The sequence below is a fragment of the Methylocystis borbori genome (genome assembly GCF_036576025.1).
GTDB classification, from domain to species: domain Bacteria; phylum Pseudomonadota; class Alphaproteobacteria; order Rhizobiales; family Beijerinckiaceae; genus Methylocystis; species Methylocystis borbori.
Genome location: NZ_JAZHYN010000014.1, coordinates 20216 through 41365, shown reverse-complemented (window position 1 = coordinate 41365; position 21150 = coordinate 20216). Strand labels below are relative to the sequence as shown.

The following is a 21150-nucleotide window of genomic DNA, read 5'->3' as shown; positions in this document are numbered from 1 at the left end:
CTCCGGCCCAGCGCTTACTGAATTTAGCGCGGCGCGCCGTCCTTGCAGGCCTGCGGCTGGCCGGGCACGCGAATCTCCTGGAAGCCGCCGCATTTGTCGCAGGCGGTCAGCGCCAATGAGAGGCAGACGAGCGCCAAGACCGTTGTGAATCTGCGTTTCATGCCATTTCCTCTCGGACCATCGGCGGCGGGACCATAGTTCCCTCCGCCGACGCCGGCAAGAACGCCGGGCAAGCCCTGCGCCGAGGACGAGAACGCGCGCTTACGGTCCGCTCAAGAAGTTAATGACCAATGTGTTGCCCTGAAGGCATTCCGCATTCGGCTGGGGCTTGTTCGAAGGGTAGGGGCAGCTCCCGGACGTAAACATTGGGAAGAAATAGGCCTGAAGACAACTTTGGGGCCCGCCCACGCAGTTCGGCTGGGTGAGGACGGTTCCGCATTTCGTCGGATATTTCGCATTGTATAAGCCGATCGGCCCCACCGGCCCCTGGCAGGTGAAGGTGGGAGCCGCGGAACAGGCCAATTGGACGGGAACATTATAGGAGACGCCGCCGGCGTTGTTGCAATTGTTCGTCTGCCAGTCGCAATTGGTGCAGTTCTCCGGGATGACGCTGATGTCGTACCAGACGCAGCTTGCCTGATTGGTCGGGTAACACCCTGTTCCCGATGTGAAATTGGTTTCGATCAAGGTCTGGTTGTTGCGCTGGGCGTTCCAGCAGTTTGGCGTTTGCCCGAGAGGCCAGGGCTGGGTGGAGGCGCAAAATCGCGACGGCCCCGCCGTGTTGGGAACCGTCGCCGTGCAGGTGGGGCCGGGGGTCAGAATCGCCTGATTATTTGTGACCGTGCAGCCCGACCAGGTGATCGGGCCCGGAGCCCCCGACTGGACCGTAAAGGCGACATAAAGCGTAGCGGCGCCTTTGTTCGAGACGCTGACCGTCACCAGTCCGCCGCCTGGCGTGTTTAGACCCTGCGCGAGCGCCATTTCATGGCTGCAGACCAGCGCCAGGATTGCAAAAGCGGCGCGCCGAACGAGCGCAAAGGCGAATTGGAACGTCGATGATTGCATGTTGAAAGCTCTCAAAGGAGGAAAGCGAATTTTGGGATGGTCGTCGACGTAGCAAGGGGAGTCAAGCGGGCGGAAGGCGCTTGCGGCGGGCGGAACGCCGCATGCGTCTCACCCGCTTGTTTCCTGCGTTTTCGGCTAGTTTGGCGACTTCGGCGGCGAAAATCCGGCGGCCTGGCTAGAGCGTTCTTCGGTTGCTTAGAAAAATGCGTCAATTCAAAGAACGAGAGCATCTTCTATAAGTCGCGAACAGGCCCTTGCGAGGCCTGACAGGCTTGCATCTCGCCGAAAGCCAGTTATAAAGCCCGCCATCGCGACGTTCCCGGCCGGGGGCTAAACGGAAGCGCCCAAGCGCATATTCCCGAAAAGCGCAAAGCGGTTTTCGGACAAGAATAGGCGCTCAAAGGGGCGTGGGTTTCCCGTCTTCCCGTGTCTCCGCCTTCGAACTTGATCCTGTTCGAGCCTTTCCAAACGGCTCGAAGGGCTTGGCGCCGGAGCGGCTCGCGGCAAAGGAAAGGCGAAAATCCATGCCTCTTTACGAGCATGTCTATCTCGCCCGTCAGGATATTTCTCCCCAGCAGGTGGAGGCGCTGACCGGGCAGTTCAAGAATGTCATTGCGTCGCTTGGCGGCACGGTCGGCAAGACCGAATATTGGGGCGTCAAATCGCTCGCCTATCGGATCAAGAAGAACCGCAAGGCGCATTTCACCCTGCTCAATATCGACGCGCCGCCGGCGGCGATCGCCGAACTCGAGCGCCAGCAGAGCATCAACGAGGACATTCTCCGCATCTTGACGCTGCGCGTCGAGGAGCTGGAGGAAGGCCCGTCGGCGCAGTTGAGAAAGCGCGACGACGACGACCGCGGCGAGCGTCGCGGCCCGCGCGGCGACAGGGGCGATAGAGGCGACCGCGGCGATCGTGATCGAGGCGAGCGTCGCCCGCGCCGCGAGGAAAGCAGGGTTGAAGGGGAAGAAGAATGACCACAGCGCCCCGTCGTCCCTTCTTCCGCCGCCGCAAGTCCTGCCCTTTCTCCGGCCCCAGCGCGCCGAAGATCGACTATAAGGACACGCGCCTGCTCTCGCGCTACATCAGCGAGCGCGGCAAGATCGTGCCCTCGCGCATCACCGCCGTCTCGGCGAAGAAACAGCGCGAACTGGCGCAGGCGATCAAGCGCGCGCGCTTCCTGGGCCTGCTGCCGTACGTCATTCGATAAGCTTTTCATTCCCGACGCGCGCCAAGCGCCTGATGCCTGCAGCCTGTCGGGAATGACAAAATAAGTCATCGCTTCAAAGGCCGCGCTTTCCGAGCGCGGCCTTTTTCAACCCGCCCGCGTCTGCGGGGCGGTGGCTTCGTAAAGGCCGTCGAGCGGCGTCGGCGAAACCGCGGGCTCGGTCATGAATTGCGCCGCCGCCAGCATGGCGAAGCGCCCGCCCCTCTCCACCAATTCGTCGAAAGAGCCGCTTTCGACGATCTCGCCCTGATCGAAGACGAGAATGCGGTCGGCGCCTCGCACCGTCGCGAGCCGATGCGCGATGACGAAAGTCGTGCGGCCTTTGGTCGCCGCTTCGAGCGCCTTTTGGATGAGCCGCTCCGTCGTCGCGTCGAGCGCCGAGGTCGCTTCGTCGAAAACCATGATCGGCGGATTCTTGAGCAGCGCGCGGGCGATGGAGAGCCGCTGGCGCTCGCCGCCCGAAAGCGAACGGCCGCGCTCGCCGACGCGCGTCTCGCGCCCGTCGCTCTGGCGCGAGACGAATTCCGTCGCCTGCGCAAGTTCGAGCGCCTGGGCGATGTCTTCGTCCGTCGCGTCGGGATTGCCCATGCGCAGGTTCTCTTCGATCGAGCGGGCGAAGAGCATCGGCTCCTGAAATACGACGCCGATGTTGCGCCGAAGCGAGAGCAGCGTGAATTCGCGGATGTCGACGCCGTCGATCTTCACGCTTCCACTGTCGGGGTCGAAGACGCGGTGCAGAAGCCCGAGCGTCGTGGATTTGCCCGAGCCCGTCGCGCCGACGAGCGCAATGGTCTCGCCGGGCTTCGCCGAAAAGCTCACGTCGCGCACCGCCGTCCGGCGCCCGTCATAGGAAAAGGTGACGTGGTTGAATTCGACGGCGCCGGAAAGCCGCCCCGCGTCGCGCGCGCCGGGGCGGTCCGCGACGCTCGGCTGCGTGTCGAGCACGTTGAAGAATTCCTTCAGCTTCGCCGATTGCTGGAAGAGCACATTGATGAAGCCGACGACCTGTTCGAGCCTGCCGATGAGCATGGTCGCGAAGCTCATGAACATCACGATTTCGCCGATGCTGGCGAGACCCCGCAGATGCAGGAAGACGCCGAGCAAAAAGATCGCGAGAATTGTCAGCGTCGCCGAAGCCCGGCTTGCGACGACGACGACCGCCCACCAGGAGAGCACCGGCCATTGCGCCGCAAGCACGTCGTCGATGATGCGGTTCAAGGCGTGCGATTCGCTTTCGATTCGGGTGAAGCTCTGCACGACCGGCACATTGCCGAGCGCGTCGGAGGCGTGTTCGGCGAGCGTCGAATTGTAGCGTTCGACCTCGTCCTGCAAATCCACGGTGCGGCGAAGCACGAAGCTCGTCGCGAAATAAAAGACCGCGACGAGGGCGACAAGGAGCCCGCCAAGCCGCCAATTGATAAAGAGGGTCATCGGCAGCAGCGCGAAGAGCGCGACGAAGGAGGCGCAATTCTCGCGAAAGAAGGAGAGCCACAGCCCGAACATGGCGTTGGCGCCGTCGAGCATGGTCTTGAGCAGCCGTCCCGAATGGACGCTGGCGTGATAGCTCATCGGCAGGCTCAGCACATGGTCGAAATAATCCGACATGACCGCGAGCCGCCGGCGATGCGCCAGGCGGTCGGCGTTGAGCCCGACGAGAATCGCGCCGCCGATCGAGAAGAGGCCGGCGCCCGCCCAGGCGGAAACGAGCGGCAGCAGATCGTCCCAGCTCAGTGTTTCGCCCGGCCCGAGCGCGCGGGTCAATCGGTCGATGATATGGCCGAAAAGCAAGGGCTCCGCGAAGGCGGTCGTCGCGAGCGCGAGATTGGCGGCGACGAGAATCGCCACGAGCCGAGCCTGGGGCGCGAGCAGCCCCAAGACGCGCGCATAGACGGAAAGAACCGACATGGGAGACGCCTGCTGAAAAAACGTCGCGGCTTATTCGTCCTCGCCGAAACGGTCGGCGATCAGAGCTTCGAGCGCGTCCAGCGCCTCGTTGGCCTGCGGCCCCTCGGCCGTCACGACGATCGTCGAGCCTTGTCCGGCGCCGAGCGTCAGAATCGCCATGATGGAGCTGCCGCCGACCGTCTCGCCGCCCTTGGTCACGGTAATCAGCGCATCATATTTTTCGCAGCACTGAACGAATTTGGCGGTGGCGCGCGCATGCAGCCCCTTCCTGTTGACGATGGCGAATTCGCGCGACGCGCAGCCGTGGGCGGCCTGATCCGGCGCATTGGTGATGAGTTCGTTCATTTTGCGTTGAGCACTTTGCTGGCGATGTAAACATATTTGCGGCCGGCGTCCTGCGCCTGCAGAACGGCTTGCTCCAGTGGCTGGGTGTCGCGCACGGAGGCGAGCTTGATGAGCATCGGCAGGTTGACGCCGGCGAGCACTTCCACCTTGCCGCCGTTCATAACCGATATCGCCAGATTGGAGGGTGTGCCGCCAAACATATCGGTAAGCAGAACGACGCCGTCGCCAGTATCGGCGTGACGGATCGCCTCGATGATTTCGGCGCGGCGACGCTCCATGTCGTCCTCGGGGCCGATCGAAATCGCTTCGATCTGCTTTTGTGGGCCGACGACATGTTCAAGCGCGGCGCGAAACTCCGTGGCAAGGTGGCCATGGGTCACCAAGACCATTCCGATCATTCGACCCTACCACTCATGAAGACGTCTCGCGCGCCGATGTCAGTGACCGAAAAACGCGATAGCCGCCGCTAGACCGACTAGCGGCGCCGATTTGTCGTCCCTTTAGGAGCCGTAGCGCCCGACCGCATCGCCTGGCTCGACAGGGGCGTCATTTTGTGCAACGCGGCGAAATTGGCAAGCGAAAAGAGCGATATGTGGTCAATTTATCGCAACTTCATGAATAAAAGCCGCGATCCTCGCCGCAGCGCCGGCGTTCGCGCCATGCTCGAACAGGCGAGGGAGCTTCACCCCGCATAAATCCGTCGTCCTCTCGGCCGCGTCCGGAAGGCGGCGAGTCTCCCCTTTGCCGGCGCCAAGATCGACGACGGCGCCGATCACGCAGGCGGGCTCGTAGGGAAGGCGTAAGAGGCCAAGTCCGCGCGCTTCGATCAGTCCGCGAATGGCGGGATGCGGCCGCGCGATCAGCCTGCCGCCGCGCGCTTCGAGGGCGATGCGGTCGTCGCCAACGAGGCTGGCGAAATCGCCGCGCGCGCGCCAGTCGGCGATAAGCTGAAGCGTCAGCGCGCTCTTGCCCGCGCCGGAGGCGCCGCGCAGCAGCAGGCCGCATTCGCCAAGGACCAGCGCATTGGCGTGGACATAGACGGGCGCGCCCGGCGGCGTCATCGCGCCGCGGGCAGCCAGACGACGAAGCGCGCGCCGAGCACGATGTCGCCGGGGCCCGGATCGTCCGTTCCCTGAGGATGGGCGCTGGTGCGGTTGAGCGCCCGGATGCGGCCGCCATGCGCCTCGATGATCTGGCGCGAGATGGAGAGCCCGAGGCCAGAATTCTGGCCGAAGCCCTGCTCCGGCCGGTCGGTGTAGAAGCGCTCGAAGACGCGCTCGAAAGCGCCTTCGGGAATGCCCGGCCCGTCGTCGTCGACGATGATCTCATAGCCTTCGAGCTGCTGGCCGCCCGGCCCGTTGGCGCGCTCCGGCCAGAGCAGCACGCGCACGCCGCCGCCGGGCTTGGAGAAGGAGCGGGCGTTGTCGATGAGATTGTTGAAGACCTGCCCAAGCCGCGAGTCGTGCCCCTGCACGCGCCAGCGCTTTCGCGGCGGCTCGTTGAGATTCGGCCGCATCGTCAAGTCGATCGTCACGCCGTCGCCGCGATCGACGGCGCGCGCCATGTCGACCACGGTCGACAGCGCCGCGGCGAGATCGACCGCGTTCATATCGGCGCGGGCGAGTTCGGCGTCGAGGCGCGAGGCGTCGGAAATGTCGCTGATGAGGCGGTCGAGCCGGCCGACGTCATGTTTGATGATGGCGAGCAGGCGGTCGCGCGCCGCGTCGGTCTTGGCGATCGGCAGCGTCTCGACGGCGCTGCGCAGCGAGGTCAGCGGGTTTTTGAGCTCATGCGCCACGTCGGCGGCGAAATGTTCGATCGCCTCGATCCGGTTATAGAGCGCCTTGGTCATGTCGCGCAGCGCGCCGGAAAGATGCCCGATCTCGTCGGGTCGGTCCGAGAAATCGGGGATTTCCTGGCGCGATTTCGCGCCGCGCCGGACGCGCTCGGCGGCCTCGGCGAGGCGGCGCATGGGCTCGGTGATGGTATTGGTGAAGAAGAGCGAGATGAGCAGCATCACGCCCGCCGAGACGAGGAAGATGCGGATGATGCCCCAGCGCTCGGTGGCGATGATCGCGTCAATGTCGCCGCCCATGGTCGAGAGCAGCAGCGCGCCGCGCACCGAGCGGAACCGCTGCACCGGGACGGCGACGGAAATGATGGTTTCGCCCTTGTCATTGGCGCGCACGACCGACTGGATGCGGCCGTCGAGCGCGCTGCCCACTTCGGGATAGGCCTTGCCGTTGCCCATGCCGATGTCTTCATAAAGCGGTAGTTCCGGCCGGCGCGTCAGGCGGCGCAGGAAGTCGAGCGTCTTTTCGAAAAGCGAGGAGGCGTTGGTCGGCGCGGCGCTCGTCGGCCGCAGGTCGAAACGGAGAATGTTGGAGCGTCCCGAAACCGAGCGCGAGTCGAGCAGGAGGAAGCCGTCGCGGTCATAGATGCGGGCGCGCAGCCGCGTGGGCGAAACGAGCCGGCGCAGAAGCGGGCCGACCCGCTCGGGATTGAGCGAGAATTCAAGCGGCGAGCCGCCCTCCGCGCCGCTCGCGCTTTCGCCCGGCGCGAGTTTGAGCAGCTTTTCGGGATCGATAGTGATCGAGTCGGTGTCGACCGTCGCCGAGGCGGCGACCGCCGCCGCGATGATCTCGCCCTGCGTCTGCAGGCTCTGGACGCGGGCGTCGATCAGGCCTTCGCGGAACTGATTGAGATAGAGGAAGCCCGCGAGCAGCGCGACCAGCCCGCCGAGATTGAGAACGACGATGCGGCGGGTGAGCGAGGAGGAAAGATGCGACTGGACCGCGCGGAGCAGGCGGGCGAAGCGCCGGGAGAGCGTGCGCGGCAGGCGGCTCCGCGCGGCCCTCGCGCCCGTCGAGGCGCGGGCCGCCGGCTCAATCGCCGTCTCCGCGGCGCGCGTGTCTCCGCCCCTGTCGACGCTTGCATCCATCTCGCGTCACCCCCCGCGAGAACTCACGCTTCCTTGAAACGATAGCCGACGCCGTAAAGGGTTTCGATCATTTCGAAATCGGTGTCGACGAGTTTGAATTTCTTGCGCAACCGTTTGATATGGCTGTCGATGGTGCGGTCGTCGACATAGACCTGATCGTCATAGGCGGCGTCCATCAGCGCATTGCGGCTCTTTACGACGCCCGGGCGCTGCGCCAGCGACTGCAGGATGAGGAATTCCGTCACCGTCAGCACGACAGGATCGCCGCGCCAGGTGCAGGTATGGCGCTCCGGGTCCATGACGAGCTGGCCGCGCTCCAGGACTTTCGCTTCCGATTCCTTTTGCGCCGCCGCCTCCTTCGGATTGGAGCGGCGCAGGATCGCTTTCACGCGCTCGACGAGGAGGCGTTGCGAGAAGGGCTTATGAATGAAATCGTCGGCGCCCATCTTGAGGCCGAAGAGTTCGTCGATCTCCTCGTCCTTGGAAGTCAGAAAGATCACGGGGAGGTCCGACTTCTGCCGCAGTCGCCGCAGAAGCTCCATCCCGTCCATGCGCGGCATCTTAATGTCGAAAATGGCGAGGTCGGGCGGATTGGCGCGCAGCCCGTCCAAGGCCTGGGCGCCGTCCGTATAGGTCTGCACCCGATAGCCTTCGCCCTCGAGGGCGATGGAGACCGAGGTGAGAATGTTGCGATCGTCGTCGACGAGAGCGATGGTCGGCATTGTCAACCTATGCTGTTTGCGGCCGTGAACCTGATGTCATGGTCGGCGCGAGTTTCTTTCGCGCTTGAAGGGGCGACCCGCTCGTTGGGGCGCGACGTCGACGCTCAACAGTCGACTCTATTCGACACGGCGGCGGGGCTTACGTCGGACGCACCCGTCGACGCCTACAAAATCAGGGGCTAAGACGGCTGAAATGTGGCCGGCGCCCAATTTTGGCGGCATGGCCAACGCAAATGTCGCGCCAGCAACGCGATCCGTCTTATACACAAAATCGCGCGGCAAAGCACCTTTTGTCTGTGATCGGGAGAAATTAAAATAAAAACAGTTTGTTGATTTGTCGGGGCGCGGCGCGGCGGCCAAAGATCCGCCGGCGCCTCGGGCGTCCCAGAATTCTTGCTCGCGGGTAGGAAAATGCGGATAAAATTGGTCCCGGCGCGGAGGGGGTTGAGGCCGCCCGCGTCAGCGCGAGGCGCTTTCCGAAGCGGCGGGAGAAGTCGCGCAGCGTCCGGAGCATGTTCGTGAATCGATGATTCCCGAACATGCTCCAGTTTCTTGAATTGACGCATTTTCTACGCCGAACCGGCCTCCGCTTCGGCGGAAAATGCTTTCAGGGAGTCGATCGATGAGCGAGCAATGGGAATATCAGGTGCGGGTCAATCTGAATGACGACGCTTCGCGACTGGCGCGCAAGGATCCGGGCAATCCGGCGCTCAAGCCTTTAACCGACATTCTCGCCAGGCACCGGGCGACGCTCAAGAACCAGTTCGACGCCTTCGCCGACTATGTCGCCGCGGCCGAGAAGCACGGTCTTGAAAATTATCCGCTCTATAAATGGACCAAGGCGGTGATCGAGGACCCCGCGAAAGCCGAGAAGCACGGCAAGGCCTTCTCCCTCCATGTCGACGGCGAGGAAGTCTATGGGAAGGCGGTCGCCGACGCGCTGGAAGCGGATTTGCAGCCGCTGGTCGGCGGGGCGCTCGTCGCGCGCCTTTCGAAGCACGACAGCAATCCCGCCAATAATCCCCAGCCGCCGGCGCAATATCGCTGAAAGGGGGGCTCTCTTCCCTCTCCCGTCTGAAGTCGGCTGTTGCCGACTTCGGGGTCGATGCGCAAACCGGGAACACCCGGTTTGCGTAGCGGGGGAGGGCCGGGGAGCGGGCGATTACGCCGCCGCCAGAAACTGCGCGATCTCATCCTTGAGCGACAGGCGCTTCTTCTTCAAATCTTCGAGCGTCGCGTCGTCGGCGGGCTCGACGTCCGTTTCGATGCGGTGAATGGCGCGGTTGAGTTCGTGATATTCCTCGGCGATGCGGGCGAAATGGGCGTTGGCGGTCTTGAGGGTATGGATCGCCTCGGCCTTTTCGGGGAATTCTTCATGCAGCTCATGGGCGACATGGCTCATTGCGTTTCGTCTCCAGATCTTCCTAATGCTTCTCGCATTGCCGCTGCGCGGCCGCGTTCAAGCATGTTAACGGCGCTTGCAGACGGGCGAAAGCCGCCTGCGCAGATCGTCATGCGGCTATGCGTCGCGCGAGCGCGAAATCCGCGCGCGAAATTCTTGAACGAAATTCTTGCGTGAGGTCCCAATCTTCGCTTGACGCGCGGCGGACCCGCGATTAGGTTCCGCCCACTTTCGACAGGCCGTAAGTTCACGCCGTCGGCGAGCGCCTCGCTCTCGATCCTTCGAACTTAAACGCTGTCGCCTTGCCTGTGACCGCCAAGCGTAATTGGTAATCATACCGTCGCGAGAGCGACGGACAGGAAGGCACGATCCCGGTTCTCCGGGATCCTCTGCGTTGGAAGCGCCTTGGCCCTAAAGCCATCGGCGCTTCGCTCGTTTGCGCGTCCCTATGAACGCGCCGACGGGTTCGACCCCTGAATTCCGCCATTCGCAAGACGCGAAGGACTTTTTTGAATGCCGACGATCAGCCAGTTGATCCGCAAGCCGCGACAAGCGCCGACCTATCGCGAAAAGGCCCGCCATCTGCAGTCCTGCCCGCAGAAGCGCGGCGTCTGCACGCGCGTCTATACGACGACCCCGAAGAAGCCGAATTCGGCGCTGCGCAAGGTCGCCAAGGTGCGGCTCACCAATGGTTTCGAGGTCATCGGCTACATCCCGGGCGAGGGCCACAATCTTCAGGAGCACTCGGTCGTGATGATCCGCGGCGGCCGCGTGAAGGACCTTCCCGGCGTTCGCTATCACATTCTGCGCGGCGTGCTCGACACGCAGGGCGTCAAGGACCGCAAGCAGCGCCGTTCGAAATACGGCGCCAAGCGGCCCAAGTAAGGAGACACGGCGATGTCGAGACGCCACCGGGCGGAAAAGCGCGAAGTGATCGAGGACGCCAAATATGGCGACATCGTTCTCGCGAAATTCATGAACTCGATCATGTACGACGGCAAGAAGTCGGTCGCCGAGCAGATCGTCTATGGCGCGCTCGACCAGGTCGAGGCGAAGGCGAAGAGCGATCCGCTGGCCGTGTTCAAGCAGGCGCTCGACAATGTCGCGCCGGCGATCGAAGTGCGCTCGCGCCGCGTCGGCGGCGCCACCTATCAGGTGCCGGTCGAGGTGCGCAACGAGCGCCGTCAGGCGCTCGCCATTCGCTGGATCATCACGGCGGCGCGCGGCCGCAACGACAAGACCATGGTCGACAGGCTGTCGGCCGAATTGCTCGACGCGTCCAACAACCGCGGCGCCGCGGTGAAGAAACGCGAAGACACCCATCGCATGGCTGAGGCGAACCGCGCCTTCTCGCATTACCGCTGGTAAAGCGCGCGCTCACGAGGACAAGCTTATGGCCCGCTCTCATCCGATCGAGGACTACCGTAACTTCGGCATCATGGCCCACATCGACGCCGGCAAGACGACGACGACGGAGCGCATCCTCTATTACTCCGGCAAGAGCCACAAAATCGGCGAGGTGCATGAAGGCGCCGCGACGATGGACTGGATGGAGCAGGAGCAGGAGCGCGGCATCACCATCACGTCGGCCGCGACGACGACCTTCTGGAACGGCAAGCGCCTCAACATCATCGACACGCCCGGCCACGTCGACTTCACCATCGAGGTCGAGCGCAGCCTGCGCGTGCTCGACGGCGCGGTTTGCGTGCTCGACGGCAATCAGGGCGTCGAGCCGCAGACGGAGACCGTCTGGCGCCAAGCCGACAAATATAATGTTCCGCGCATCGTCTTCGTCAACAAGATGGATAAGATCGGCGCCGACTTCGATCGCTGCGTCGAGGAGATCAAGACCCGCGTCGGCGGCCGTCCGATTTGCGCGCAATTGCCGATCGGCTCCGAGTCGAACTTCAAGGGCGTCATCGATCTCGTGCGCATGAAGGCGGTCGTCTGGGAGGACGAGGGGCTCGGCGCGAAATATCACGACGAGGAGATCCCCGCCGATCTTCTCGACAAGGCGAAGGAATATCGCACGGCGCTCATCGAGGCGGCCGTCGAATTGGACGACGACGCCATGGCGGCCTATCTCGACGGCAATGAGCCGGACGAAGAGACGCTGCACAGGCTCATCCGCCTCGCCGTGCGCAAGATCGCCTTCATCCCGATTTTCTGCGGCTCGGCGTTCAAGAACAAGGGCGTGCAGCCGCTGCTCGACGCCGTCGTGCATTATCTGCCGTCGCCCGTCGATCGCGAGGCGATCAAGGGCGTCGACGTCGACACGGGCGAGGAGATGGTCCGCAAGCCCTCCGACGCCGAGCCTTTCTCCATGCTCGCCTTCAAGATCATGGACGACCCCTTTGTCGGCACGATCACCTTCGCCCGCGTCTATTCCGGCAAGATCGATTCCGGCACGACCGTGCTCAATTCGACGAAGGACAAGAAAGAGCGCATCGGCCGCATGCTGCTGATGCACGCCAATAATCGCGAGGACATCAAGGAAGCCTTTGCGGGCGACATCGTCGCGCTCGCCGGCCTCAAGGACACGCGCACCGGCGACACGCTTTGCGACGTGCAGAAGCCGGTGATTCTGGAGCGCATGGAGTTTCCCGATCCCGTCATCGAGATCGCCATCGAGCCGAAGTCGAAGGCCGATCAGGAGAAGCTCGGCGTCGCGCTGCAAAAGCTCGCGGCCGAGGATCCGTCCTTCCGCGTCTCGACCGATCAGGAGAGCGGCCAGACCATTCTCAAGGGCATGGGCGAACTGCATCTCGACATCAAGGTCGATATTCTGAAGCGCACCTATAAGGTCGACGCTAATATCGGCGCGCCGCAGGTCGCTTATCGCGAGCGTCTCGGACGCCAGGTGGAAATCGACTATACGCATAAGAAGCAGACGGGCGGCACCGGCCAGTTTGCGCGCGTCAAGATTATTTTCGAACCCAACGAAGCCGGCAAGGGCAATGAGTTCGAAAGCAAGATCGTCGGCGGCGCCGTGCCGAAGGAATATATCCCCGGCGTCGACAAGGGCATTGCGTCGGTGACGACGTCGGGCATTCTCGCCGGCTTCCCGGTCGTCGATCTCAAGGCGACGCTGATCGACGGCGCCTTCCACGACGTCGACTCCTCGGTGCTCGCCTTCGAGATCGCCTCGCGGGCGGCGACGCGCGAAGCCTTGCAGAAGGGCGGCTCGGTGCTGCTCGAGCCGATCATGAAGGTCGAGGTGGTGACGCCGGAGGAATATACCGGCTCGGTCATCGGCGATCTGAATTCGCGCCGCGGCCAGATTCAGGGCCAGGACATGCGCGCCAACGCCGTGGTCATCAACGCCATGGTGCCGCTCGCCAATATGTTCGGCTACGTCAATCAGCTGCGCTCGTTCACGCAGGGACGCGCCAGCTACACGATGCAATTCGATCACTACGAACAAGTGCCCGAAGCGGAATCGAAGAAGGTTCAGGCGAAATACGCCTGATCTCGAACGCATCGGACAAAGGACTCTTTAAAGGAGCACGGCCATGGCCAAGGAAAAGTTTTCACGCACGAAGCCGCACTGCAACATTGGGACGATTGGACACGTCGACCATGGCAAGACGTCTTTGACGGCGGCGATCACGAAAGTGCTGGCGGAGACGGGCGGGGCGACTTTTACGGCCTATGACCAGATCGACAAGGCGCCGGAGGAGAAGGCGCGCGGCATCACCATTTCGACGGCGCATGTCGAATATGAGACGAAGAACCGCCATTACGCCCATGTCGACTGCCCCGGCCACGCCGATTATGTGAAGAACATGATCACCGGCGCGGCGCAGATGGACGGCGCGATCCTCGTCGTTTCCGCCGCCGACGGCCCGATGCCGCAGACGCGCGAGCATATTCTGCTCGCCCGCCAGGTCGGCGTGCCGGCGCTGGTGGTGTTTTTGAACAAGGTCGACATGGTCGACGATCCGGAGCTTTTGGAGCTTGTCGAGCTCGAAGTGCGCGAACTGCTCAGCAAGTATGAATTCCCCGGCGACGACATTCCGATCACCAAGGGTTCGGCGCTGTGCGCGCTCGAGGGCAAGAACCCGGAGATCGGCCATGACGCGATCCTGAAGCTGATGGAGACGGTCGACGCCTACATCCCGCAGCCGGAGCGCCCGAAGGATCAGCCGTTCCTGATGCCGGTCGAGGACGTGTTCTCGATTTCGGGCCGCGGCACGGTGGTGACGGGGCGCATTGAGCGCGGCGTGATCAAGGTGGGCGAGGAAGTCGAGATCGTCGGCATTCGTCCGACGACGAAGTCGACGGTGACGGGCGTCGAAATGTTCCGCAAGCTGCTCGATCAGGGCGAGGCGGGCGACAATGTCGGCTGTCTGCTGCGCGGCACGAAGCGCGAGGACGTCGAGCGCGGCCAGGTTCTGTGCAAGCCGGGCTCGGTGAAGCCGCATACGAAGTTCAAGGCCGAGGCGTATATCCTGACGAAAGAGGAGGGCGGCCGCCATACGCCGTTCTTCACCAATTATCGCCCGCAGTTTTATTTCCGCACGACGGATGTGACCGGGATCGTCACGCTTCCCGACGGCGTCGAGATGGTGATGCCGGGCGACAATGTGACGATGGAAGTCGCGCTGATCGTGCCGATCGCCATGGAGGAGAAGCTGCGCTTCGCCATCCGCGAAGGCGGCAGGACCGTCGGCGCCGGCGTCGTCGCCAGCATCATAGAGTAAAGCGAATCCGGACCGCGAGCCCTGCGGCTCGCTTGACATAAAGGAGCCGCGCGCCGCGAGGCGGGCGGTTCGGAAGCGATCCGAGAGATTGCGGTCCTAAAGGAAGAGACAATGAACGGTCAAAACATCCGGATTCGCCTCAAGGCGTTCGATCACCGGATTCTCGACACGTCGACGAAGGAAATCGTCTCGACGGCCAAGCGCACGGGCGCTCAGGTCCGCGGTCCGATTCCGCTGCCGACGCGCATCGAGAAATTCACGGTGAACCGTTCGCCGCATATCGACAAAAAGTCGCGCGAGCAATTCGAGATCAGGACGCATAAGCGCGTTCTCGACATCGTCGATCCCACCCCGCAAACGGTGGACGCGCTGATGAAGCTCGATCTCGCCGCCGGCGTCGACGTCGAGATCAAGCTCTAAGGGAATTCAAGCGGCGCTCCTTAAGATGCGAGCGCGCTTTGCGAAGGATTGGATCATGCGGTCGGGCGTCATCGCGCAAAAGGTCGGAATGACCCGCGTCTTCACGGAGGCGGGCGAGCATGTGCCGGTCACGGTCTTGAAACTCGACGGCTGCCAGGTCGTCGCGCAGCGGACCAAGGAGAAGAACGGCTACACCGCCGTTCAGCTCGGCATCGGCCGCGCCAAGGTGAAGAATGTCTCCAAGGCCGAGCGCACGCGTTTCGCCGCGGCTTCCGTCGAGCCGAAACTGAAGCTCGCCGAATTCCGCGTCAATGAGGAAGCGCTGCTGCCGGTCGGCGCCGAGATCACGGCGGATCATTTCGTCGTCGGCCAGTTCGTCGACGTGACGGGAACCTCGACCGGCAAGGGCTTCGCCGGCCCGATGAAGCGCTGGGGCTTCGGCGGTCTGCGCGCCACGCACGGCGTGTCGATCTCGCATCGCTCGCATGGTTCGACCGGCGGCCGTCAGGATCCTGGCAAGACCTTCAAGAACAAGAAAATGGCCGGCCATATGGGCGTCGAGCGCGTCACGACGCAGAATTTGCGCGTCGTCCAGACCGATCCCGAGCGCGGGCTCCTGCTGGTCGAGGGCGCGGTGCCGGGCACGGCGGGCGGCTGGATTTTCGTGCGCGACGCGGTGAAGCGCGCGCTGCCCAAGGATGCGCCGCAGCCGGGCAAGTTCCGGCTGAACGGCGATGGGGAGGCCGAAGCCGGCGCCCCGCAAGAAGAAAAGAAGGAGGACTGAGCCGTGAAGATCGACGTCACGTCGTTCGACGGTCAGGCGGCCGGTTCGATCGAACTCTCCGATGAGGTGTTCGGCCTCGAGCCGCGCAAGGACCTCATCTTCCGCATGATCCGCTGGCAGCTCGCCAAGCGGCGCGCCGGCACTCATGCGGTCAAGAACCGCGCCGACATCGCGCGCAGCGGCAAGAAGCTGCACAAGCAGAAGGGCACGGGCGGCGCCCGCCACGGCTCGGCGCGCGCGCCGCAGTTTCGCGGCGGCGGACGCGCCTTCGGCCCGGTCGTGCGCAGCCATGCGCATGATCTGCCAAAGAAGGTGCGTCAGCTCGCGCTGAAGCATGCGCTGTCGGCGAAGGCCAAGGGCGGGGGCATCATCGTCTGGGAGGAGGCGGAGATCGCCGAGCCCAAGACGAAGCTGCTCGCGTCGGGCTTCGCCAAGACCGGGCTCGAGAACGCGATCATCATCGTCGGCGGCGCGCCGCAGAATAATTTCGCGCTCGCCGCGCGCAACATTCCGCAGATCGACGTGCTGCCGGTCGAGGGCGTCAATGTTTACGACATCATCCGTCGCGAGAAGCTGGTCTTGACCCGCGCTGCGGTGGACGCGCTGGAGGCGCGCCTGAAATGAGCAAGGACGTGCGCCATTACGACGTGATCGTTTCGCCGATCGTCACCGAGAAGGCGACGCTCGCGTCGGAGAGCAACAAGGTGGTCTTCCGCGTCGCGAAGACCGCGACGAAGCCGCAGATCAAGGCGGCGGTCGAGGGCCTTTTCGACGTGAAGGTCGAGTCGGTCAATACGCTGCTGCGCAAGGGCAAGGTCAAGGCCTTCCGCGGCGTGCGCGGCCGTCAGAGCGACGTGAAGAAGGCGGTGGTGACGCTCGCCGAAGGCCACAAGATCGACGTGACGACCGGGCTTTAAGGAAGGCGTGAGGATAGAATCATGGCGCTGAAGACATTCAAGCCGGTCACGCCGAGCCTTCGCCAGCTCGTCATCGTCGACCGCCGCGAGCTTTACAAGGGCAAGCCGGTCAAGACGCTGACCGAGGGCAAGGCCTCGAACGGCGGCCGCAATAATTACGGCCGCGTGACCGTGCGCTTTCGCGGCGGCGGCCATAAGCAGGCCTATCGCCTCGTCGACTTCAAGCGGCGCAAGCTCGATGTGCCGGCCAAGGTCGAGCGGCTCGAATATGACCCGAACCGCACCGCCTTCATCGCGCTCATTCGCTATGCGGACGACGAACTCGCCTATATCCTCGCCCCGCAGCGTCTCGGCGTCGGCGACGAAGTGATCTCGGGCAATCAGGTCGACGTGAAGCCCGGCAACGCCATGCCGATCGCCAATATTCCCGTCGGCACGATCGTCCATAATATTGAGACGAAGATCGGCAAGGGCGGCTCCATCGCCCGTTCGGCCGGCGCCTATGCGCAGATCGTCGGCCGCGACCAGGGCTATGTGATCCTGCGTCTCAATTCCGGCGAACAGCGTCTTGTGCATGGCCAATGCTTCGCGACGGTCGGCGCGGTGTCGAACCCCGATCACATGAACACCTCGATCGGCAAGGCCGGCCGTTCGCGCTGGCTCGGCCGGCGACCGCACAATCGCGGCGTCACCATGAACCCGATCGACCATCCGCATGGCGGCGGCGAAGGCCGCACCTCGGGCGGGCGTCATCCGGTCACGCCCTGGGGCAAGCCGACCAAGGGCAAGAAGACCCGCACCAACAAATCCACCGACCGTTTCATCGTGTCCTCGCGGCACGCGCGCAAGAAGAAGGGCTGATCCATGGCTCGCTCGATCTGGAAAGGCCCGTTCGTCGACGGCTATCTGCTGAAGAAAGCGGAGACCTCGCGCGCTTCCGGCCGCTCCGAAGTGATCAAAATCTGGAGCCGCCGCTCCACCATCCTGCCGCAGTTCGTCGGACTGACCTTCGGCGTCCACAACGGCCAGAAGCATATTCCGGTGTCCGTGTCGGAAGACATGATCGGGCACAAATTCGGGGAATTCGCGCCGACGCGCACCTTCCACGGCCACGCCGCCGACAAGAAGGCTAAGAGAGGCTAACGATGTCGAAGGAAGCCAATCCGCCCCGGCTCGCGGAGAATGAGGCGAAGGCCGTCGCGCGCATGCTGCGCGTGTCGCCCCAGAAGCTCAATCTGCTCGCCCAGCTCATTCGCGGCAAGAAGGTCGATCGCGCGCTCGCCGATCTGGAGTTCTCCAGAAAGCGCATCGCGCATGAGGTGAAGAAGACGCTCGAAAGCGCCATCGCCAACGCCGAGAACAATCACGGCCTCGACGTCGACGATCTCGTCGTCGCGCAGGCCTATGTCGGCAAGGCGCTGGTGATGAAGCGGTTCCACGCCCGCGCCCGCGGCCGCGCGAGCCGCGTCGAGAAGCCCTTCGCCAATCTGACGATCATTGTGCGCGAAGTCGAAGCGCAAGCAAGCGCCTAAAGGATAAAGACCATGGGTCAGAAGGTTAATCCGATCGGGCTGCGACTGGGCGTCAACCGCACCTGGGATTCGCGCTGGTTCGCCAATAAGGGCGAATACGCCAAGCTGCTGCATGAGGACATGGCGATCCGCGAGGCGGTGTCGAAGACCTTGAAGCAGGCGGCGGTGTCGAAGATCGTCATCGAGCGTCCGCACAAGAAATGCCGCGTCACGATCTATTCGGCGCGCCCCGGCGTCGTCATCGGCAAGAAGGGCGCGGATATCGATAAAATCCGCAAACTCGTCGGCAAGCTGACCGGCAGCGAAGTCGTCATCAATATCGTCGAGGTGCGCAAGCCCGAGACCGAGGCGGCGCTCGTCGCCGAGTCGATCGCGCAGCAGCTCGAACGCCGCGTCGCTTTCCGCCGCGCCATGAAACGCGCCGTGCAGTCGGCCATGCGGCTGGGCGCCCAGGGCATCCGCATCAATTGCTCCGGCCGTCTCGGCGGCGCCGAGATCGCGCGGCTCGAATGGTATCGCGAAGGCCGGGTGCCGCTGCATACGCTGCGCGCCGACGTCGATTACGGGGTCGCCACGGCGCATACAGCCTATGGCGCCTGCGGCATCAAGGTTTGGATCTTCAAGGGCGAAATCCTCGAACACGATCCGATGGCGCAGGACAAGCGCGCGGCCGAGCAATCCGCGGGCGGCGGCGATCATGGCGACCGCGACCGCGGCGGCGAACGTCGGCGGCGCGAACCGCGCGAACCGCGCGACGCGGCCTAACGGATAAGGTTAAAGAGCGACTCCCATGCTGCAACCCAAACGCACCAAGTTCCGCAAGGCTTTCAAGGGCCGCATCCGTGGCGCCTCCAAGGCGGGCTTCTCGCTGAGCTTCGGTCAGTTCGGCTTGAAGGCGCTGGAGCCCGAGCGCATCACCGCGCGCCAGATCGAGGCGGCGCGCCGCGCCATGACGCGTCATATGAAGCGCGCCGGCCGCGTGTGGATCCGCGTCTTCCCCGACGTGCCGGTCTCCAAGAAGCCGACCGAAGTGCGCATGGGCAAGGGCAAGGGCGCGCCGGAATTTTGGGCGGTGCGCGTCGCGCCGGGCCGCATCATGTTCGAGGTCGACGGCGTGCCGGCGCCGCTCGCGCGCGAGGCCTTGACGCTCGCCGCCGCGAAGCTGCCGATCAAGACCCGCTTCATCGAACGCATCGCCGAGTAAGGGAGGACGTCTCATGAAATCCAAGCAGCGCCTCTCCGACATCAAGACGATGACCGAGGATCAGCTCAACGACGAAACGTTGAAGCTCAAGAAGGAGCAGTTCAATCTGCGCTTTCAGCGGGCGACGGGCCAGCTCGAGAATACCTCCCGCGTGCGCGTCGTGCGTCGCGACATCGCCCGCATAAAAACCATCGCCGCGCAAAAGCGCGCGGAAACGCAAGGTTAAACCGCCATGCCGAAGCGAATTCTCCAGGGCGTCGTCGTCAGCGACAAGCAGAACAAGACCGTGGTGGTGAAGGTGGAGCGCCGTTTCACCCATCCGCTGTTCCAGAAGACGGTGCGCCGCACCAAGAACTACCACGCCCATGACGAGAATGGCGCGTTCAAGGTGGGCGATACGGTGACGATCGAGGAGACGGCGCCGATCTCGAAATTGAAACGCTGGCGCGTCGTCGAGACGGCGGCGAGCCAGTAGAGCGCATGATCCCCAAAAGCGCCATGCGGTTTTTGGGAACATGCGTAAAGAGAAACGATCTCATTCTCCGGACGAAGTCGGCGAAGACCGAAACCAGACCGGAAGGAAAGGCGGATAGGCCATGATACAGATGCAGACAAATCTCGACGTCGCCGATAATTCCGGCGCGCGCCGCGTGATGTGCATCAAGGTGCTCGGCGGCTCCAAGCGCAAATACGCCGGCGTCGGCGACATCATCGTCGTGTCGATCAAGGAGGCGATTCCGCGCGGCCGCGTGAAGAAGGGCGACGTGCTGAAAGCCGTCGTCGTGCGCACCTCGAAAGACATCAAGCGCGCCGACGGCTCGACGATTCGCTTTGATTCGAACGCGGCGGTGCTGATCAACAATCAGAAAGAGCCGATCGGCACGCGCATCTTCGGACCGGTGCCGCGCGAATTGCGCGCCAAGAACCACATGAAGATCATCTCGCTCGCGCCGGAGGTGCTGTGATGGCCGCCAAGATCAAGAAGGGCGACAAGGTCATCGTTCTCGCCGGCCGCGATAAAGGCAAGAAGGGCGAGGTGCTGCGCGTCATTCCGACGGAAGGCCGCGCGGTCGTCGACGGCGTCAATATCGTCAAGCGCCATCAGCGCCAGACCAAGGATCGCGAGGCGGGCATCTTCAACAAGGCCGCGCCCATCGATCTGTCGAATCTCGCGCTCGCCGATCCCAAGGACGGCAGGCCGACGCGCGTCGGCTTCAAGATTCTCGACGACGGCCGCAAGGTCCGCGTCGCCAAGCGTTCCGGAGAATTGATCGATGGCTGAGGAAAAGAAGCCGAAGGCCGAAAAGCCCGCGAAGGCTCAAAAGGCGGCCGCTGACGGCGCGCAGGCGAAGGAGGCCAAGAAGGCCGCCGAGAAGCCCGCCCCCAAGGAAAAGCCGGCGAAGCCCGCGAGCCCGTCCGAGGGCGGGGTTCCCTATGTGCCGCGCTTGAAGAAGCATTACGACGAAGTGGTGCGCGAGGCGCTCACTAAGGAGTTCGGCTATAAGAACGCGCTCGAAGTGCCGACGATCGAGAAGATCGTGCTGAACATGGGCGTCGGCGAATCGGTCAACGACAGCAAGAAGGCGGCGGCGGCGGCGGGCGATCTCGGCCTCATCGCCGGCCAGAAGCCGGTGGTGACGCGCGCCCGCAAGGCGATCTCGACCTTCAAGCTGCGCGAGAACATGCCGATCGGCGCGAAAGTGACGCTGCGCAAGACGCGCATGTACGAGTTCCTCGACCGGCTCATCACCGTCGCTTTGCCGCGCGTGCGCGACTTCCGCGGCCTCAATCCGAAGTCGTTCGACGGGCGCGGCAATTACGCGCTCGGCATCAAGGAGCACATCGTGTTCCCGGAGATCGACTACGACAAGGCCGAGTCGATTCTCGGCATGGACGTGATCGTCTGCACCAGCGCCAAAACCGACGAAGAGGCGCGCGCCCTGCTCAAGGCGTTTAATTTCCCGTTCCGGCAGTGAGGGCCA

30 protein-coding genes are annotated in these 21150 nt (G+C 63.7%); 21 read left to right on the top strand and 9 right to left on the bottom strand.

From position 1 onward, the window contains the following. Positions 1 to 23 precede the first annotated feature (23 nt). Both V3H18_RS06730 and V3H18_RS06725 read right to left on the bottom strand, forming a co-directional pair. Entirely contained in the window at positions 24 to 161 is a 138-nt protein-coding gene (locus V3H18_RS06730; protein WP_332081215.1) for a hypothetical protein, read from the bottom strand. Between the two features lie 100 nt (positions 162 to 261). After that, positions 262 to 1065 (bottom strand): hypothetical protein, encoded by an 804-nt coding sequence (locus V3H18_RS06725; protein WP_332081214.1) that lies wholly within the window; start codon positions 1063 to 1065, stop codon positions 262 to 264. 524 nt (positions 1066 to 1589) lie between these two features. On the opposite strand from V3H18_RS06725, the gene rpsF reads away from it, so the two are divergent. Together rpsF and rpsR are read left to right on the top strand one after the other, a co-directional pair. Then, a complete protein-coding gene (rpsF, locus tag V3H18_RS06720) occupies positions 1590 to 2042 on the top strand; it encodes a 30S ribosomal protein S6 (RefSeq protein WP_332081213.1) in 453 nt (150 codons plus the stop codon). Next, positions 2039 to 2275: a 30S ribosomal protein S18 gene (gene rpsR / locus V3H18_RS06715; RefSeq protein WP_332081212.1), complete on the top strand. Its 237-nt coding sequence runs from the start codon at positions 2039 to 2041 to the stop codon at positions 2273 to 2275. The genes rpsF and rpsR overlap by 4 nt, the downstream gene beginning before the upstream one ends. 105 nt (positions 2276 to 2380) lie before the next feature. Here the strand turns inward: rpsR and V3H18_RS06710 are convergent, their stop codons facing one another. From V3H18_RS06710 to V3H18_RS06685, 6 genes are all read right to left on the bottom strand, one after another. Further along, positions 2381 to 4198, bottom strand: a complete 1818-nt coding sequence (locus tag V3H18_RS06710; protein WP_332081211.1) for a glucan ABC transporter ATP-binding protein/ permease — start codon at positions 4196 to 4198, stop codon at positions 2381 to 2383. Positions 4199 to 4228: 30 nt separating this feature from the next. After that, on the bottom strand, positions 4229 to 4543 hold the full coding sequence (locus V3H18_RS06705; protein WP_332081210.1) for an HPr family phosphocarrier protein: 315 nt from the start codon (positions 4541 to 4543) through the stop codon (positions 4229 to 4231). Next, on the bottom strand, positions 4540 to 4941 hold the full coding sequence (locus V3H18_RS06700) for a PTS sugar transporter subunit IIA (protein ID WP_332081209.1): 402 nt from the start codon (positions 4939 to 4941) through the stop codon (positions 4540 to 4542). The genes V3H18_RS06705 and V3H18_RS06700 overlap by 4 nt, the downstream gene beginning before the upstream one ends. A 198-nt stretch (positions 4942 to 5139) precedes the next feature. Beyond that, positions 5140 to 5604 (bottom strand): HPr kinase/phosphorylase, encoded by a 465-nt coding sequence (locus V3H18_RS06695; RefSeq protein ID WP_332081207.1) that lies wholly within the window; start codon positions 5602 to 5604, stop codon positions 5140 to 5142. Then, on the bottom strand, positions 5601 to 7484 hold the full coding sequence (locus V3H18_RS06690; protein WP_332081206.1) for a sensor histidine kinase: 1884 nt from the start codon (positions 7482 to 7484) through the stop codon (positions 5601 to 5603). Before V3H18_RS06690 ends, V3H18_RS06695 begins: the two co-directional genes overlap by 4 nt. A gap of 23 nt (positions 7485 to 7507) precedes the next feature. Next, positions 7508 to 8206 carry a response regulator transcription factor gene (locus V3H18_RS06685; protein WP_332081205.1) on the bottom strand — a complete coding sequence of 233 codons (699 nt, stop codon included), beginning with the start codon at positions 8204 to 8206 and terminating at the stop codon, positions 7508 to 7510. Between the two features lie 622 nt (positions 8207 to 8828). On the opposite strand from V3H18_RS06685, the gene V3H18_RS06680 reads away from it, so the two are divergent. Next, positions 8829 to 9254: a hypothetical protein gene (locus V3H18_RS06680; RefSeq protein ID WP_332081204.1), complete on the top strand. Its 426-nt coding sequence runs from the start codon at positions 8829 to 8831 to the stop codon at positions 9252 to 9254. Between the two features lie 114 nt (positions 9255 to 9368). Here V3H18_RS06680 and V3H18_RS06675 read toward each other — a convergent pair whose 3' ends face one another. Continuing rightward, positions 9369 to 9608, bottom strand: a complete 240-nt coding sequence (locus V3H18_RS06675; RefSeq protein ID WP_332081203.1) for a YdcH family protein — start codon at positions 9606 to 9608, stop codon at positions 9369 to 9371. A 513-nt stretch (positions 9609 to 10121) separates the two neighbouring features. Here V3H18_RS06675 and rpsL point away from each other — a divergent pair. The 18 genes from rpsL (at position 10122) to rplE (ending at position 21144) form a co-directional block, all read left to right on the top strand. Continuing rightward, entirely contained in the window at positions 10122 to 10493 is a 372-nt protein-coding gene (gene rpsL, locus V3H18_RS06670; protein WP_014890767.1) for a 30S ribosomal protein S12, read from the top strand. A gap of 12 nt (positions 10494 to 10505) precedes the next feature. Next, a complete protein-coding gene (rpsG, locus tag V3H18_RS06665) occupies positions 10506 to 10976 on the top strand; it encodes a 30S ribosomal protein S7 (protein WP_332081202.1) in 471 nt (156 codons plus the stop codon). Positions 10977 to 11001: 25 nt separating this feature from the next. Then, positions 11002 to 13077, top strand: a complete 2076-nt coding sequence (gene fusA / locus V3H18_RS06660; protein WP_332081201.1) for an elongation factor G — start codon at positions 11002 to 11004, stop codon at positions 13075 to 13077. A 43-nt stretch (positions 13078 to 13120) separates the two neighbouring features. Next, on the top strand, positions 13121 to 14311 hold the full coding sequence (tuf, locus tag V3H18_RS06655) for an elongation factor Tu (protein ID WP_123176164.1): 1191 nt from the start codon (positions 13121 to 13123) through the stop codon (positions 14309 to 14311). Positions 14312 to 14422: 111 nt separating this feature from the next. Continuing rightward, complete coding sequence (gene rpsJ, locus V3H18_RS06650) at positions 14423 to 14731, top strand: 30S ribosomal protein S10 (RefSeq protein WP_014890764.1); 309 nt, start codon at positions 14423 to 14425, stop codon at positions 14729 to 14731. Between the two features lie 55 nt (positions 14732 to 14786). Further along, positions 14787 to 15515 carry a 50S ribosomal protein L3 gene (gene rplC, locus V3H18_RS06645; RefSeq protein ID WP_332081197.1) on the top strand — a complete coding sequence of 243 codons (729 nt, stop codon included), beginning with the start codon at positions 14787 to 14789 and terminating at the stop codon, positions 15513 to 15515. Between the two features lie 3 nt (positions 15516 to 15518). Then, complete coding sequence (gene rplD / locus V3H18_RS06640; RefSeq protein WP_332081196.1) at positions 15519 to 16139, top strand: 50S ribosomal protein L4; 621 nt, start codon at positions 15519 to 15521, stop codon at positions 16137 to 16139. Next, positions 16136 to 16432, top strand: a complete 297-nt coding sequence (locus tag V3H18_RS06635; protein WP_332081195.1) for a 50S ribosomal protein L23 — start codon at positions 16136 to 16138, stop codon at positions 16430 to 16432. Before rplD ends, V3H18_RS06635 begins: the two co-directional genes overlap by 4 nt. 21 nt (positions 16433 to 16453) lie before the next feature. Beyond that, positions 16454 to 17293 carry a 50S ribosomal protein L2 gene (rplB, locus tag V3H18_RS06630; protein WP_332081194.1) on the top strand — a complete coding sequence of 280 codons (840 nt, stop codon included), beginning with the start codon at positions 16454 to 16456 and terminating at the stop codon, positions 17291 to 17293. A 3-nt stretch (positions 17294 to 17296) separates the two neighbouring features. Next, positions 17297 to 17575: a 30S ribosomal protein S19 gene (gene rpsS, locus V3H18_RS06625; RefSeq protein WP_332081193.1), complete on the top strand. Its 279-nt coding sequence runs from the start codon at positions 17297 to 17299 to the stop codon at positions 17573 to 17575. A gap of 2 nt (positions 17576 to 17577) precedes the next feature. Next, on the top strand, positions 17578 to 17964 hold the full coding sequence (rplV, locus tag V3H18_RS06620) for a 50S ribosomal protein L22 (protein ID WP_332081192.1): 387 nt from the start codon (positions 17578 to 17580) through the stop codon (positions 17962 to 17964). Between the two features lie 12 nt (positions 17965 to 17976). After that, entirely contained in the window at positions 17977 to 18729 is a 753-nt protein-coding gene (gene rpsC / locus V3H18_RS06615) for a 30S ribosomal protein S3 (RefSeq protein ID WP_332081191.1), read from the top strand. Between the two features lie 25 nt (positions 18730 to 18754). Then, entirely contained in the window at positions 18755 to 19168 is a 414-nt protein-coding gene (gene rplP / locus V3H18_RS06610; RefSeq protein ID WP_332081190.1) for a 50S ribosomal protein L16, read from the top strand. A 13-nt stretch (positions 19169 to 19181) separates the two neighbouring features. Beyond that, positions 19182 to 19394, top strand: coding sequence for a 50S ribosomal protein L29 (gene rpmC, locus V3H18_RS06605; protein WP_332081189.1), 213 nt, complete (start codon positions 19182 to 19184; stop codon positions 19392 to 19394). A 6-nt stretch (positions 19395 to 19400) separates the two neighbouring features. Continuing rightward, positions 19401 to 19643 carry a 30S ribosomal protein S17 gene (gene rpsQ / locus V3H18_RS06600; RefSeq protein ID WP_332081188.1) on the top strand — a complete coding sequence of 81 codons (243 nt, stop codon included), beginning with the start codon at positions 19401 to 19403 and terminating at the stop codon, positions 19641 to 19643. A 121-nt stretch (positions 19644 to 19764) separates the two neighbouring features. Then, entirely contained in the window at positions 19765 to 20133 is a 369-nt protein-coding gene (gene rplN / locus V3H18_RS06595; RefSeq protein WP_332081187.1) for a 50S ribosomal protein L14, read from the top strand. Further along, positions 20133 to 20450: a 50S ribosomal protein L24 gene (rplX, locus tag V3H18_RS06590; protein WP_332081186.1), complete on the top strand. Its 318-nt coding sequence runs from the start codon at positions 20133 to 20135 to the stop codon at positions 20448 to 20450. Before rplN ends, rplX begins: the two co-directional genes overlap by 1 nt. Beyond that, complete coding sequence (gene rplE, locus V3H18_RS06585) at positions 20443 to 21144, top strand: 50S ribosomal protein L5 (protein ID WP_332081185.1); 702 nt, start codon at positions 20443 to 20445, stop codon at positions 21142 to 21144. Before rplX ends, rplE begins: the two co-directional genes overlap by 8 nt. The last annotated feature ends 6 nt before the right edge of the window (positions 21145 to 21150 follow it).

Coding starts and splice junctions, on each gene's coding strand:
- V3H18_RS06730 (WP_332081215.1), bottom strand. CDS start 161: ATGAAACGCAGATTCACAACGGTCTTGGCGCTCGTCTGCCTCTCATTG.
- V3H18_RS06725 (WP_332081214.1), bottom strand. CDS start 1,065: ATGCAATCATCGACGTTCCAATTCGCCTTTGCGCTCGTTCGGCGCGCC.
- rpsF (WP_332081213.1), top strand. CDS start 1,590: ATGCCTCTTTACGAGCATGTCTATCTCGCCCGTCAGGATATTTCTCCC.
- rpsR (WP_332081212.1), top strand. CDS start 2,039: ATGACCACAGCGCCCCGTCGTCCCTTCTTCCGCCGCCGCAAGTCCTGC.
- V3H18_RS06710 (WP_332081211.1), bottom strand. CDS start 4,198: ATGTCGGTTCTTTCCGTCTATGCGCGCGTCTTGGGGCTGCTCGCGCCC.
- V3H18_RS06705 (WP_332081210.1), bottom strand. CDS start 4,543: ATGAACGAACTCATCACCAATGCGCCGGATCAGGCCGCCCACGGCTGC.
- V3H18_RS06700 (WP_332081209.1), bottom strand. CDS start 4,941: ATGATCGGAATGGTCTTGGTGACCCATGGCCACCTTGCCACGGAGTTT.
- V3H18_RS06695 (WP_332081207.1), bottom strand. CDS start 5,604: ATGACGCCGCCGGGCGCGCCCGTCTATGTCCACGCCAATGCGCTGGTC.
- V3H18_RS06690 (WP_332081206.1), bottom strand. CDS start 7,484: ATGGATGCAAGCGTCGACAGGGGCGGAGACACGCGCGCCGCGGAGACG.
- V3H18_RS06685 (WP_332081205.1), bottom strand. CDS start 8,206: ATGCCGACCATCGCTCTCGTCGACGACGATCGCAACATTCTCACCTCG.
- V3H18_RS06680 (WP_332081204.1), top strand. CDS start 8,829: ATGAGCGAGCAATGGGAATATCAGGTGCGGGTCAATCTGAATGACGAC.
- V3H18_RS06675 (WP_332081203.1), bottom strand. CDS start 9,608: ATGAGCCATGTCGCCCATGAGCTGCATGAAGAATTCCCCGAAAAGGCC.
- rpsL (WP_014890767.1), top strand. CDS start 10,122: ATGCCGACGATCAGCCAGTTGATCCGCAAGCCGCGACAAGCGCCGACC.
- rpsG (WP_332081202.1), top strand. CDS start 10,506: ATGTCGAGACGCCACCGGGCGGAAAAGCGCGAAGTGATCGAGGACGCC.
- fusA (WP_332081201.1), top strand. CDS start 11,002: ATGGCCCGCTCTCATCCGATCGAGGACTACCGTAACTTCGGCATCATG.
- tuf (WP_123176164.1), top strand. CDS start 13,121: ATGGCCAAGGAAAAGTTTTCACGCACGAAGCCGCACTGCAACATTGGG.
- rpsJ (WP_014890764.1), top strand. CDS start 14,423: ATGAACGGTCAAAACATCCGGATTCGCCTCAAGGCGTTCGATCACCGG.
- rplC (WP_332081197.1), top strand. CDS start 14,787: ATGCGGTCGGGCGTCATCGCGCAAAAGGTCGGAATGACCCGCGTCTTC.
- V3H18_RS06635 (WP_332081195.1), top strand. CDS start 16,136: ATGAGCAAGGACGTGCGCCATTACGACGTGATCGTTTCGCCGATCGTC.
- rplB (WP_332081194.1), top strand. CDS start 16,454: ATGGCGCTGAAGACATTCAAGCCGGTCACGCCGAGCCTTCGCCAGCTC.
- rpsS (WP_332081193.1), top strand. CDS start 17,297: ATGGCTCGCTCGATCTGGAAAGGCCCGTTCGTCGACGGCTATCTGCTG.
- rplV (WP_332081192.1), top strand. CDS start 17,578: ATGTCGAAGGAAGCCAATCCGCCCCGGCTCGCGGAGAATGAGGCGAAG.
- rpsC (WP_332081191.1), top strand. CDS start 17,977: ATGGGTCAGAAGGTTAATCCGATCGGGCTGCGACTGGGCGTCAACCGC.
- rplP (WP_332081190.1), top strand. CDS start 18,755: ATGCTGCAACCCAAACGCACCAAGTTCCGCAAGGCTTTCAAGGGCCGC.
- rpmC (WP_332081189.1), top strand. CDS start 19,182: ATGAAATCCAAGCAGCGCCTCTCCGACATCAAGACGATGACCGAGGAT.
- rpsQ (WP_332081188.1), top strand. CDS start 19,401: ATGCCGAAGCGAATTCTCCAGGGCGTCGTCGTCAGCGACAAGCAGAAC.
- rplN (WP_332081187.1), top strand. CDS start 19,765: ATGATACAGATGCAGACAAATCTCGACGTCGCCGATAATTCCGGCGCG.
- rplX (WP_332081186.1), top strand. CDS start 20,133: ATGGCCGCCAAGATCAAGAAGGGCGACAAGGTCATCGTTCTCGCCGGC.
- rplE (WP_332081185.1), top strand. CDS start 20,443: ATGGCTGAGGAAAAGAAGCCGAAGGCCGAAAAGCCCGCGAAGGCTCAA.